Origin of the sequence: Methylosinus sp. KRF6 (assembly GCF_018887255.1) — a bacterium.
Classification (GTDB): Bacteria; Pseudomonadota; Alphaproteobacteria; order Rhizobiales; family Beijerinckiaceae; genus Methylosinus; species Methylosinus sporium.
The window spans coordinates 4281759-4294369 of the sequence record NZ_JAHLJF010000001.1; the positions used below are offsets into that span (position 1 = coordinate 4281759).

Consider the following 12611-nt stretch of genomic DNA (forward strand, 5'->3'; position numbering starts at 1 on the left):
TTCTCGGTGGAAAAACTCGTGCTGCCTGGGTCAGCTCTCAGTGGAAATCAACAGAGATGGTGCCTTCGAGCGCAGCGGCGATCGCGCCGCTGCCGTCGACCGACGGCTATACGCTCGACCTCATGGCGCAGGGCAGCCCGAGATTGCGGAGGGCGTTGAAGAGGGAAAAGGCGACCTTCTCTCCGCCGCATCGCGCCGCGAGTATGTCGGCGAGGGTTAGGAACCGCGGATCGGTGAGAAGATTCGCCGGGCCAGGCGGCGGGATACGCCAGACCTGCTCCACGGCGTCGACCAAGTCGGTGAGGTCGGCCATTAGCTACGCCCGCGCCAGGTGAGGCGACCAGCAGTCAACGGCGCGTAGCTCGGCAGCCGATTCACGACTTCTCTCGCTGTTTTGTAAAGCGGGGCACCTCGCCTTCACTATGGTGGACACCATGTGGACACCATGCCGGAAAAGCGAAAGGCCGCCTTGCGGCGGCCTTCTCATAACGCTCTGATTTACCGCGTTAAAACTGGAGCGGGCGAAGGGATTCGAACCCTCGACCCCAACCTTGGCAAGGTTGTGCTCTACCCCTGAGCTACACCCGCATCCATGTCGCGGCGACGCGACGGGGCCCTTATGCCGCAATCGAAGCGTGATTGCAACTGTCTCGGCGACGATCTCGAACGGCTTCGCACAGGCTGTGGATGACTATCTTTTCCCCGCCGGCTGCGCTAATTCCTCTGGCTCCGCGCCGGCGCCCGAAGGGGCGGCCCGGCGCGCGAGTTCTTGTACTCCGTCCCTCCGCGAGCGGATTTCCGCCCTTGAGCGCTTCGACCCGAGACGATCCCGACATTCGCCGCCGGCGCATAAGAATTCGCGCATGGCGGCGCGGTATGCGCGAAATGGACATATTGATGGGCCGTTTCGTCGACGCGACGATCGACTCTCTGCCCGAGGCCGAGCTCGACGATCTCGAAGCGTTGCTGGACGCGCAGGACGACGAGGTTTTTCGCTGGCTGTCGCGCGCCGCGCCGGTTCCCGCCTGCTACGACACGCCACTCTTCCGCCGGATCGCGGCTTTCCATACGCATGAGAAGCCGCTCGATCTTTGAGAGCATGTTCCCGAAATGACCGATCTCAAATCCGCGGTCGCCCGCCTGGAAAAAGGCGACAAGCTCCGCTTCGTGAATGTCCCGGACGGTTTCGACGCTTTCGTCGCCGCCGATCTCACCCGCGCGCTGGTCCGCGTCGCGGAAGGGCGGCCGGCCGTCTTCGTCCATGTGGCGCGTGACGCGCAGCGCTCGGCGGCCTTTCGCGAGGCGCTGCGCTTCGCCGCGCCGGAAGTGGAGGCGCTGGATTTTCCCGGCTGGGATTGCCAGCCCTATGATCGCGTCTCGCCCAACGCCGCCGTTTCCGCCCGCCGCATGACGGCGCTGGCGCGCCTCGCCCGCTCCAAATCCTCTGCCGAGCGGCCCCGCGTCGTCATGGCGACGGTGGACTGCCTGCTGCAGCGCGTGCCGCCGCTGGAAAATGTCGCCGCCGACACTTTTTCCGCCGCGCCCGGCAATGTGGTGCGTCTCGACGAGCTGGCGCTGTGGCTGGAGACAAACGGCTTTCTGCGCTCCTCCACCGTGCGGGAGACCGGCGAATACGCCCAGCGCGGCGGCATCGTCGATCTCTATGCGCCGGGAATGCCGGGGCCGATCCGCCTCGATTTCTTCGGCGACACGCTCGAATCGATTCGCAGCTTCGATCCCGAGAGCCAGCGCACCACGGGGCAGCTGCGCTCGCTCGATCTCGTGCCGATGAGCGAATTGCGCCTCACCAGCGACACGATGCGGCGCTTTCGCCAGGCCTACACCACGCGCTTCGGCGGCCAGACGCGCGGCGACGCTCTTTATGAGGCGATCAGCGAGGGCCGCCGCCATCAGGGCGCCGAGCATTGGCTGCCGCTGTTCTATGCGCGCATGGGCAGCGTCTTCGATTATGTGGGCGAGGCGCCGCTGCTGCTCGATCCGCTGGTCGAGGAGGCCGCCGGCGAGCGGCTGACGCAGATCGCCGATTATTACGACGCCCGCAAATTCGCCTATGACGCGGCGCCGGCCGACTCCAATTACAAGCCGCTGCCGCCGGACCAGCTCTATCTCACCATAGAGGAATGGCGCGGCAAGCTCGAGGGCCGCAGCCTCGCGACCTTCTCGCCCTTCGCCGCGCCCGACGGCGCCGGCAACGAGACAGTGGATTGCGCCGCCCGCGCCGGCCGCGATTTCGCGCCCGAGCGCAATGACGAGAACGCCAATGTGTTCGAGGCGGCCGTCGCGCATGTGAAGGCGCTGCGCGGCGCCGGCAGGACCGTCGTCGTCGCCGGCTGGTCGGACGGCTCCTGCGAGCGTCTCGGCAGCGTGCTCGCCGAGCATGGATTGCGCGATCTGAAGACGGTGTCCTCTCTTCCCGCCGCTCTGGCGCTCGGCAAGGGCGCGGCGGCGCTCGCCGTGCTCGGCGTCGAGCATGGTTTCGAGACGGAAGGCCTCGCCATTCTCGGCGAGCAGGACATTCTCGGCGACCGCCTCGTGCGCCGCCGGCGCAAGACCAAGCATACGGAGAATCTGCTCGGCGAGGTGGCGGCGCTCTCGGCCGGCGATCTCGTCGTGCATGTCGATCACGGCATCGGCCGCTTCATCGGCCTCGAGACGATCACCGCCGCCGGCGCGCCGCATGATTGCCTCGAGATTCACTATGCCGGCGGCGACAAGCTCTATCTGCCGGTCGAGAATATCGAGCTGCTGACGCGCTACGGCTCCGAGGATACGGAGGCCGTTCTCGACAAGCTCGGCGGCGTCGGCTGGCAGACGCGCAAGGCGCGGATGAAGAATCGCATTCGCGAGATGGCCAAGGGCCTCATCGCGATCGCTGCGCAGCGCAGTCTTCGGCAGGCGACCAAGCTCGTCCCGCCGGAAGGGCTCTACGACGAATTTTGCGCGCGCTTCCCCTATGACGAGACGGAGGATCAGGCCGCGGCGATCGAGGCGGTGCTCGACGATCTGGCTTCTGGCCGTCCGATGGATCGGCTCGTTTGCGGCGATGTCGGCTTCGGCAAGACAGAGGTGGCGCTGCGCGCCGCCTTTTGCGCGGCGATCAACGGCCGACAAGTGGCGGTCGTCGTGCCGACGACTCTGCTCGCGCGCCAGCATTACAAGACGTTTTCCACGCGCTTCTCCGGCCTGCCGATTCGCGTCGCGCAATTGTCGCGCATGACTCACGCCTCCGACATGCGCCTCGCCAAAGCGGGCATTGCGGACGGAACCGTCGACATCGCCGTCGGCACACATGCCGTGCTCGGCAAGGCGATCTCTTTTAAAGATCTCGGCCTCGTCATCATCGACGAGGAACAGCACTTCGGCGTCGGCCATAAGGAGCGATTGAAGGAGCTGCGCGCCGAGGTGCATGTGCTGACGCTCTCCGCGACGCCCATTCCGCGCACTTTGCAGCTCGCCATGACCGGCGTGCGCGAATTGTCGCTCATCGCCACCGCGCCGGTCGATCGCCTCGCCGTCCGCAGCTTCGTTTCTCCCTTCGATCCGCTCATCGTGCGCGAGGCGCTGCTGCGCGAGCGCTATCGCGGCGGACAAGCCTTCTTCGTCTGTCCGCGCATCGAAGATCTGGAGGACGCCGCCGCATTTTTGCGCGAGGCCGTGCCGGAGGCGAAATTCGTCATGGCGCATGGGCAAATGGCGGCCGGCGATCTCGAAGAGCGCATGACGGCTTTCTACGAGGGGAAATTCGACATTCTCCTCTCGACGACCATCGTCGAATCGGGCCTCGACATTCCGACGGCCAATACGCTCATTGTCTGGCGCGCCGATATGTTCGGCCTCGCGCAGCTCTATCAGCTGCGCGGGCGCGTCGGCCGCGCCAAGACGCGCGCCTATGCGCTGTTCACCACGCCCGCCAATAAGACCATCACGCCGCAAGCGCAGAAGCGTCTCGAAGTGCTGCAGAGCCTCGACACGCTCGGCGCCGGCTTCCAGCTCGCGAGCCACGATCTCGACATTCGCGGCGCCGGCAATCTCTTGGGCGAGGAGCAGTCCGGCCATATCAAGGAGGTCGGCTACGAACTCTATCAGCAGATGCTCGGCGATGCGATCACGCTGCTGAAGGCCGGCATAGAGGAGCCGGAGGAGGAGGCGTGGTCGCCGACCATCGCCATAGGCGCGCCGGTGACGATACCGGAAGATTATGTGCAGGACCTCACTCTGCGCCTGCAGCTCTATCGGCGTCTCTCGACGCTGGAGACGGATCAGGACATCGAATCCTTCGCGGCGGAATTGATCGACCGTTTCGGCCCGACGCCGCCGGAAGTGGAGCTGCTGCTCAAGATCGTCGCCATCAAGGCGCTGTGCCGAAGAGCGCATGTGGAGAAGCTGGAGGCGGGGCCGAAGGGCGTCATCATCGCCTTCCGCGACGGCAATTTCGCCGATCCCGCCGGCCTCGCGCGCTTCATCATGGAGCCGAGCGCGCAGGCCAAGGTGCGCCCGGATATGCGAATCGTCTTCATCCGCGATTTCGCCGATATGAAGAGCCGGCTCGAGGGCGCGCGCCGCATATTGCGCACGCTGGTGTCGATCGCGGAGAAGAAGAAGGCGGCGTGATCTCGTCGCGCGGCCTCGGTCAATGGCCGCCCTTGGCCTCGTGATAATTCTCCACATTGGTCTGGAAATCGGCGACGCATTTTTGCGGAACCTCGTTGGCGATCTCGGGCCGCGCGTCGAAGCAGGCGCCGAGCATTTCCGGGCCGGGCGGAAATCCCTTGCAGAGCGAGACATAGATCGCATTGCATTCGCGCGACAGCTTTTCCTCCAGCGTTCTGGCGACGAGCGCGCCGTCGATCAGGTCGCGCGCCTCCTCATTCGTCTTCGCCGCGCCGATGACCATGGGCTCGCCGCGCAGATCGAAGACCATGAGCGTGGAGGCCGCGGCGCCGTCGGCGCGCTGATAGGCGATGCGCACGATCAGCCCCGCGGGCGCGCCGGTGGGATCGAGCCGCCACTCGGCCTGTTTCGCGCCCGTGACATTGGGAAAATTGCCGAGCGAGAAGGCCGAGGCCATGGGCCGTTCCAGCGAATAGAGCGTTTTGCCGCGCTCCAGCACGAGGAAGCTGCGCGGATCATCGTCCACGACATAGACGGAAAAGCCGCCGACGCCGGCGCAGCGGAAAATCGCGGTCCTGTCGCTCTTTTCCAGCGTCCGATTCGCGAGTTTCAGCCGATCGACGGCGGGGCAGTTCTGGAGAGACGTGTATTGCGATTTCAGCTCCGCGGCGGGGGCGGCGGAGGCGAGAGAGGCGAGTGCGAGAAGAGAAAGGGTTATTCCGCGGATCATGCCGGCTCGGCCTTTCGATGCGACGTGGTGCGGCGACTATATAGCGGCCGAAGAAAGGCGGCGCGATGATCGACTTTCGTCTAGCTATGGATTTCCTTCAGGCTCGCCCGGCGGGCGACGCAGACGCGATCGCGGCCCAGCGTCTTGGCGCGATAGAGCGCTTCGTCCGCGCGGCGCATCGCTTGGAAGAAGGTTTCATCCTCGGCGATTTCGGCGACGCCTATGCTGACCGTGATCGGGGGTAGGCGCGGCGTGACATGCAGCGCGGCCGCCTGCCGGATCATCTCGGCGACGCGCCGCCCTTGCGCGCGCGGCGCTCCATCCAGGAAAACGACGAATTCCTCTCCGCCCAGGCGGCCGACGAGCGCGCCTTCGGGAGTCGTCAGCCGCAGCAGCGCGGCGAAATATCTCAAGACCTCGTCGCCGACCGCATGGCCGAATCGATCGTTGATCCGTTTGAAATGATCGAGATCGACGAGGGCGACCGTCGCCGGATCGCCCTCGGCGCGGACGCGCGCCAGCAAAGGCGCGCAAGCGAGGTCGAATCCGCGCCGGTTCAACAGCCCGGTCAATTGATCGGTCTCCGCCGCGCGGCGAGCCTCGGAGATCGCCCGTTGCGCGACCAGGAGCAAGGTGAGCAGCCCGGCCGCGATCAGCAGAACGCCCGTCACCGATTGCGAGACGATCGCGTAGGAGCTCGCGACATATTCGCTCGACGTGCGGCCGACGCCGTAGGCCGTCGCGAAAAAGGGCTTTGCGATGAAATGCGCGGCGATCACCCCATAGAGGCCGGCGAGCGCGATTTCGAGCGCCCCGCGTCGGCTCGCGAGCAGGATGATCCAGCCGCAGCAGGCGGTCGCCAGAGCATAGGGCGTCTGATAGACGAGGTTGAAGGCGAGACTGTCTTGCGGCCATTCGCCGATCGCCGCGCCGCTGAGCAGCGCCGCGCAATAGAGCCCGGCGACCGCGCTCCAGCGCGGGCCGCGATCGTAGAAGCGGGCGAGAGAGGCCGTCATCAAAAACAGGCCCGCGCAAAAGCCGACATAGTTCAGGGCGCCGAAGAAATCGGGCCAGAGGCCGAAGCGAATGACGAAAAGGCTCAGCGGCGCCACCATTCCCAGCATATAGCTCGCGGCGAACCACAACGCCCGGCGGTCGGCCGGATTGGCCAGAGCGACGAAGGCGAAGCTCGCAGCGAACAGCGCCGCGATCATGATATTGACGATGAGAGCGTAGGACGCGCCGAGCATAGGTCTCCCGAGACGCCGGGAATAGACCTATAAGGTTGACAATTCGCGTCATTTTCATGTCGGCGATCACTGGAGGACGAAAGATTGCGATCGAATGAGAGAGAGACGACGACCGGCCTCATCGCGCATTGGCGCGCCATACCGCTCTATGCGCGCATCATCGTCGCCGTGGCGCTCGGCGTCGTCGCCGGCCTCGCGCTCGGCGATTCGGCGCATATCCTCGAGACGCCGGCCAAGCTCGTCCTGCGCCTGCTGGGCGCGTTGGCGCCGCCGCTGATCCTGCTCGCCATCGTCCAGGCGCTCATGCGCGCGCATCTCGCCGGCGGGCAGGCGCTGCGCCTCGTCGCTCTGCTCCTCACCAATACTCTGGCGGCGATCTTCATCGGACTCGCGGTGGCCAATGTGCTGCAGCCGGGCGCCTGGACGACGGCCGCTCCCGGCGCGCCGGCGAAATCTTCGGGCGGTGCGGCCGATCCGCTGATGCAATTTCTCGACAGCGTGCCGAAGAGCATTCTGGGGCCTTTCGGCGACAATGGCGCGGTGATGGGCGTCATCTTCATCGCCGTCGCCTTCGGCGTCGCGCTGCGCGGACTGCGGACTCACGAAGTGCGCACGGTGGAGGATCTCGTGCATGTGGCGCTTTCGAGCCTCATCGCCATTCTGCATTGGATCATCGACGTCGTGCCGCTCGCCGTCTTCGGCCTCATCGCCAGCATCGTCGGCGTCAGCGGCTTTCGGGATTTTCTGGCGCTCGGCGAATTTTTCATCGCCGTGCTGACGGCGCTGGCGCTGCAATTTCTCTATTATGCGCTGCGCATATGGCTCGGCTCCTGGGCGAACCCGCTGCATGTGGTCGCCGGCGTGCGCGATGCGCTGCTGATGGCCTTTTCGACCGGCAGCTCCACGGCGACCATGCCGCTCACCTATGAGCTGCTGCGCGAACGCGTCGGCCTGCGCGAGCGATCAGCCAGCATGGGCGCGCTGATCGGCTCCAATTTCAACAATGACGGCACGGCGCTCTATGAGGCGATGGCCGCGCTCTTCGTCGCGCAATTGCTGGGAATGCATCTGACCTTCACGCAGCAGATTCTGGTGGTGCTGACCTCGGTCGTCGCCTCCGTGGGCGCGGCCGGCATTCCAGAGGCAGGCCTCGTGACCATGACCATGGTGTTTCGCGCCGTCGCGCTGCCGACGGATTATATCGCGCTGCTGCTGACGATCGACTGGCTCTTGGACCGCTGCCGCACCGCGATCAATGTGATGGGCGATGTAACGGTGAGCTGCCTGCTGGATGGGAAGGTGAAGGAGGAAACGCGGGAAGCTTCCTGAGGCGGCGCCCGACGCTTCGCTCGTCCTTCGAGAAACAGCGCCCTTTCAATCGGCGCCGACAAGTCGCCGAGTGGAAACAGTCGCCGCGGTCGAGCAAAGAACCGGAAAAATATTCGAGGCACTGTGCAGCGCGCGGGCCTCGCCCGTCCTCCGATCGGAGAGGGACCTTGAAGGAATCGCTCGCACATTGCGCTGCGGCCGGACTACTACTGGTCGCGCTGCTGCGGCCGACGTCGGGAGCCGATCCGGCCCGCGCCTCCGCCTATGCTTGGGTTCCCGAGACGATTTCGACGGACGGCCAGCGGCTGCTGGCGAAAATCGGCGGCGATCACGCCGTCATCCCCACTTTGCCGGAGCCCGGCGATCATGACGGCTGGACGCGGCTGCAGGCGGCGGCCGCTGCGGCGCGCGAGGTCGATCTCGCGGCCGTGCGGGCGAAGGGCGTCGCCGTGTCGCGGATCGAGACCGACGGCGTCTCTTATTTCGACATTGCGCCGAATGGGCTCGTCGATGACGGATCGGTCGTCGTCTATCTCCATGGCGGCGCCTTCGTGTTTTTCGACGCGCGCGGCGCGCTCGAGGGAATGGCGAAGCTCGCGCACGTCTTTCGCCGTCGCATCGTCATCGTCGATTATCGCCTCGCGCCTGCGGCGAAATGGCCGCAGATCACCGGAGATGTGGTCGCCGTCGTGAAGCATTTGCTCGCCGGCGGCGCGCAAATGCGGCGCATCGCCATGTTCGGCGATTCCGCCGGCGGCAATCTCGCGGTCGCGACGACGCTGAAAATGCGCGACGAAGGCCTCGGCCTGCCGGGGGCCGTGGCGACATGGTCGCTGACGGCCGATTTCCGCAACGCCGCCGACACGCGCGTCACGCTGCGCGACGCCGATCCGATCATATCCTATGAGCGCCAGATCAAAAACGCCATGCTCGCCTATGCGGACGAGAAGGATTGGGCGCATCCTCATGTCTCGCCGGTCCATGGCGATTTCGCGAAAGGCTTTCCGCCCGCTCTCATTCAGGCGGGCACGCGGGAAATTCTGCTCAGCGATTCGGTGCGGCTGTATCAGGCGATCGAAGCGGCGGGCGGGACCGCCAAGCTCGACGTCTATGAAGGAATGCCGCATGTGTTCCAGGGGCAGATTCCGAACGCGCCGGAATCGCGCCTCGCCGTCGCCAAGATGAAAGCCTTTTTCGACCAGCATCTCGCGCGCTGAGCGAGGCCATGCTCACCCGTGCACGCCCGGCGCCTCGCGCCCGGTGCGGGCGACATATTCCGTATAGCCGCCGCCGAACTGATGCACGCCCTCCGGCGTCACCTCCAGCACGCGATTGGAGAGCGCCGCCAGAAAGCGCCGGTCGTGCGAGACGAACAGCATGGCGCCCTCATAGGCCGCGAGCGCCTCGACCAGCATCTCCTTGGTGCCGAGATCGAGATGGTTCGTGGGCTCGTCCAGCACCAGGAAATTCGGCGGGTCATAGAGCATTTTCGCCATCACCAGCCGCGCCTTCTCGCCGCCGGAGAGCACGCGGCATTTTTTCTCCACATCGTCGCCGGAAAAGCCGAAGCAGCCGGCGAGCGTGCGCAGCGCGCCTTGCCCCGCTTGCGGAAATGCGTCCTCCAGCGCCTCGAAGACGCTGTGCTCGCCGTTCAGCAGCTCCATGGCGTGCTGCGCGAAATAGCCCATTTTCACATTGGCGCCGAGCGCCGCCGCGCCTTCGTCCGGCTTGGCGGTGCCGGCGATGAGCTTCAGCAGCGTGGATTTGCCGGCGCCATTGACGCCCATCACGCACCAGCGCTCCTTGCGCCGCACCTGAAAATCGAGCCCCTCGTAAATGCTGCGCGAGCCATAGCGCTTGGAGACGCGCGAGAGCGTCGCCACCTCCTCTCCGGAGCGCGGCGCCGGGGCGAATTCGAAAGCGACCGATTGGCGCCGGCGCGGCGGCTCGACGCGCTCGATCTTGTCGAGCTTCTTCACGCGGCTCTGCACCTGCGCGGCGTGCGAGGCGCGCGCCTTGAAGCGCTCGATGAACTTGATCTCCTTGGCGAGCATGGCCTGCTGCCGCTCGAATTGCGCCTGCTGCTGCAATTCATTCTGCGCGCGCTGGCGCTCGTAGAATTCGTAATCGCCGGAATAGGAGTTGAGCGAGCCGCCGTCGATCTCGATGATCTTGTCGACGATGCGATTCATGAACTCGCGATCATGCGAGGTCATCAGCAGCGCGCCGGGGTAGCCTTTCAAAAATCCTTCGAGCCAGATCAGGCTTTCGATATCGAGATGGTTGCTCGGCTCGTCGAGCAGCATGGCGTCCGGGCGCATCAGGAGAATGCGCGCCAGCGCGACGCGCATTTTCCAGCCGCCGGAAAGCGCGCCGACATCCCCGTCCATCATCTCCTGGGAGAAGCCCAGGCCCGCCAGCACCTCTCGTGCGCGCCCGTCCAGCGCATAGCCATCCAGCTCCTCGAAACGCGCCTGCACCTCGCCATAGCGCTCGAGGATCGCGTCGAAATTCTCCGCCGCATCAGGATCGGCCATCGCCGCCTCCAGCTCGGCGAGCTCCGCGGCGACGGCGCTCACCGGGCCGGCGCCGTCCATCACCTCGGCGACGGCGCTGCGGCCGGCCATTTCTCCGACATCCTGGTTGAAATAGCCGATGGTGACGCCGCGATCGACCGACACCTGGCCTTCATCCGGCCGCTCCTGGCCCGCGATCATGCGGAAGAGCGTCGTCTTGCCGGCGCCATTGGGGCCGACCAGTCCGACCTTCTCGCCGGGAAGCAGCGCCGCCGACGTTTCGATGAAGAGGAGCTGCTGGCCGTTCTGCTTGCTGATGTTCTCGAGGCGTATCATGTCCGCGCGCTTATCTGTGAATTGCGCGGGTCTTATGACATAGCGAGGCGGATTCCCGAAACCGGGCGGGTAGAGGGCGAATTCGTCCTCTCCCCGCCGGCGCGGGGAGAGGAAAAGCGAGCGCGATTTACGCCACGCCCTTCTCATTGAGGAAGGAGCCGTAGAGCTTGTCGATCTTCGGAATATGATCGGTCAGCCAGCCGACGAGAAAGGCCGCCGTATCGGCGGTCACTTCCGTCTCGCCGGCGTGAAATTTCTTCTGCAGATCGAGCGCGGCGGCGACCAGCTTGTCGTGCTCGGCCTTGTGGCCCGGATAGGCGGGATAACCATAGGCTTCGAAATTCGCTTCTTCCGAGGCGAAATGTTCGGCCACATAAGCGATGAGCGCGTCGAGGTCGCGGCCGACGGCGTCGCGGTCGCCACTCGCGACCGAATCGCCGAGAACATTCAGCAGTCTGAAAATTTCCTGATGCTCTATGTCATGCTTGGAGACGTTGGTGGCGAATTGCTCGGGCGTCCAGGTGATGAGCGACATGCCTTTTCCTCCATCGAATGATTGGTTCGATCGAGGCGCGCCGCGACCGAACGAAGAGTCGCGTAAAGGTCGTGTCGCCGCGCGTCGTTGACGGGCGTCAATAAAGGACGAATCGCCGCTGCGGCATGATGCGGCCTTAAGGGCGAGACGAGAGCGGGCCTGAAGGCTGGCATCGCGGCTTCACGCCTGCGCTTTGGCCGTCTGGCTCTTCTGTTTGCGCCTGCGCTTCTGCTCCACGGCGCCAGGGCGCGCGGATGCGGCGGCGGCGCGCTCCTTCTCCTGGCGCAGCGAGCCGGTCATCGCGGCGACGAGCCTCTGCGCGGCGCGCGGCGGCGTCGAGCGCATCAGCGCGACGAGCGAGCGTATGCGCTCCACATCCGGGGCCTCGCGATCCGCGCCCAAGAAGATGCGGATCGCCGTATCCTCCGAAACGCCGAGCGCGAGAAGGGCGAGCGCCAGCGCTTCGCCGCCCTTGTCGGCGAGAATGGCGCGCGCGCGCGATTTGCGGCAGTCGAGCGCTTCCGCGAGCGCCTCGGCCAGTCCCTCGAAATCGCGGGCTAGGGCGCAGGCGTCGATCTCCTCGGCCAGCGCCGGCGTCGGCCGCGCGACATATTCCGGCCCGTTGGAGACGAGCGCCCGCGTCGCCGCCTCCAGCAGAATGCGCGAGCGCTCGCCGGCGTCGGCGGCGAGGAACAGCGCCTCCGGGTCGAGCGCGAGATCGGCGCGGTCCAGCAATATGCGGGCGAGCCGCAGATCGTCGCGCGCGGCCTGCAGCAGCGAGCGCCGCGCCGCTTGATCGAGATGCAGGCGGCGATTGGCGGCGAGCGCGCAGAGCACCTCGCTCTCGCCGCGCGAGGCGAGGCCGGCGGCGATCTTGCGCTCGAGAGAGGAGCGGCGGGCGATGGCGATGGCGAGCTCGGCCGAGCCATGCTCGGCCAGCGCGCGGACGAGGCCGGCGTGGATCGACGGCGCATATTCTATGGCGATGCGCGAGACGCGCCCGCCCTTGTCGAGAAGCCGCGCGATGATCCCGCGCGGCGTGTCCGGATGGCGACACAGTTCCAGAGCCCGCTCGGCCACCACATCGGCGTCGAGCATCTCGATGAAGCCTCCGACCAGCGTCTCGAACTGCTCGACATCGGCGGCCGGATGCAGCGGACGCGCGACGAACTGGTCGACGATCTCGCGGAACAGGACCGCCTCGGCCTTCCGCCTTTCGCTTTCGCCTCGTGGCATATACGCACCAATCGCAAACTAAATACACGATCGGCGATATTAGCGTG

10 protein-coding genes and 1 tRNA gene are annotated in these 12611 nt (G+C 65.7%); 4 read left to right on the plus strand and 7 right to left on the minus strand.

Going from position 1 to position 12611, the window contains the following annotated elements:
* Positions 1–106: 106 nt before the first annotated feature.
* Positions 107–313, minus strand: coding sequence for a hypothetical protein (locus KP010_RS20170; protein ID WP_216281413.1), 207 nt, complete (start codon positions 311–313; stop codon positions 107–109).
* Between the two features lie 200 nt (positions 314–513).
* Positions 514–588: transfer RNA gene (locus KP010_RS20175), tRNA-Gly, on the minus strand.
* 216 nt (positions 589–804) lie between these two features.
* Between KP010_RS20175 and KP010_RS20180 the strand changes: the two genes are divergently transcribed.
* Positions 805–1095 carry a succinate dehydrogenase assembly factor 2 gene (locus tag KP010_RS20180; RefSeq protein ID WP_185966395.1) on the plus strand — a complete coding sequence of 97 codons (291 nt, stop codon included), beginning with the start codon at positions 805–807 and terminating at the stop codon, positions 1093–1095.
* A gap of 15 nt (positions 1096–1110) precedes the next feature.
* The gene (gene mfd, locus KP010_RS20185) at positions 1111–4632 is read left to right on the plus strand and encodes a transcription-repair coupling factor (protein ID WP_142861808.1); all 3522 of its coding nucleotides are present in this window, start codon (positions 1111–1113) and stop codon (positions 4630–4632) included.
* Between the two features lie 19 nt (positions 4633–4651).
* On the opposite strand, the gene KP010_RS20190 is transcribed toward mfd, so the two are convergent.
* Both KP010_RS20190 and KP010_RS20195 read right to left on the minus strand, forming a co-directional pair.
* Positions 4652–5362: a hypothetical protein gene (locus KP010_RS20190; RefSeq protein ID WP_142861809.1), complete on the minus strand. Its 711-nt coding sequence runs from the start codon at positions 5360–5362 to the stop codon at positions 4652–4654.
* Between the two features lie 80 nt (positions 5363–5442).
* Positions 5443–6612, minus strand: coding sequence for a GGDEF domain-containing protein (locus KP010_RS20195; protein ID WP_142861810.1), 1170 nt, complete (start codon positions 6610–6612; stop codon positions 5443–5445).
* Between the two features lie 84 nt (positions 6613–6696).
* On the opposite strand from KP010_RS20195, the gene KP010_RS20200 reads away from it, so the two are divergent.
* Both KP010_RS20200 and KP010_RS20205 read left to right on the plus strand, forming a co-directional pair.
* Positions 6697–7941 (plus strand): dicarboxylate/amino acid:cation symporter, encoded by a 1245-nt coding sequence (locus KP010_RS20200; RefSeq protein WP_246659719.1) that lies wholly within the window; start codon positions 6697–6699, stop codon positions 7939–7941.
* Between the two features lie 167 nt (positions 7942–8108).
* Entirely contained in the window at positions 8109–9158 is a 1050-nt protein-coding gene (locus KP010_RS20205) for an alpha/beta hydrolase (RefSeq protein ID WP_185966396.1), read from the plus strand.
* Between the two features lie 12 nt (positions 9159–9170).
* On the opposite strand, the gene KP010_RS20210 is transcribed toward KP010_RS20205, so the two are convergent.
* The 3 genes from KP010_RS20210 to KP010_RS20220 form a co-directional block, all read right to left on the minus strand.
* Positions 9171–10793, minus strand: coding sequence for an ABC-F family ATP-binding cassette domain-containing protein (locus KP010_RS20210; RefSeq protein WP_142861813.1), 1623 nt, complete (start codon positions 10791–10793; stop codon positions 9171–9173).
* Positions 10794–10920: 127 nt separating this feature from the next.
* Positions 10921–11328 carry a bacteriohemerythrin gene (locus KP010_RS20215; RefSeq protein WP_108915901.1) on the minus strand — a complete coding sequence of 136 codons (408 nt, stop codon included), beginning with the start codon at positions 11326–11328 and terminating at the stop codon, positions 10921–10923.
* Positions 11329–11508: 180 nt separating this feature from the next.
* Complete coding sequence (locus KP010_RS20220) at positions 11509–12564, minus strand: DUF2336 domain-containing protein (protein WP_142861814.1); 1056 nt, start codon at positions 12562–12564, stop codon at positions 11509–11511.
* Between the last annotated feature and the right edge of the window lie 47 nt (positions 12565–12611).

Coding starts and splice junctions, on each gene's coding strand:
- KP010_RS20190 (WP_142861809.1), bottom strand. CDS start 5,362: ATGATCCGCGGAATAACCCTTTCTCTTCTCGCACTCGCCTCTCTCGCC.
- KP010_RS20170 (WP_216281413.1), bottom strand. CDS start 313: ATGGCCGACCTCACCGACTTGGTCGACGCCGTGGAGCAGGTCTGGCGT.
- KP010_RS20220 (WP_142861814.1), bottom strand. CDS start 12,564: ATGCCACGAGGCGAAAGCGAAAGGCGGAAGGCCGAGGCGGTCCTGTTC.
- KP010_RS20195 (WP_142861810.1), bottom strand. CDS start 6,612: ATGCTCGGCGCGTCCTACGCTCTCATCGTCAATATCATGATCGCGGCG.
- KP010_RS20215 (WP_108915901.1), bottom strand. CDS start 11,328: ATGTCGCTCATCACCTGGACGCCCGAGCAATTCGCCACCAACGTCTCC.
- mfd (WP_142861808.1), top strand. CDS start 1,111: ATGACCGATCTCAAATCCGCGGTCGCCCGCCTGGAAAAAGGCGACAAG.
- KP010_RS20210 (WP_142861813.1), bottom strand. CDS start 10,793: ATGATACGCCTCGAGAACATCAGCAAGCAGAACGGCCAGCAGCTCCTC.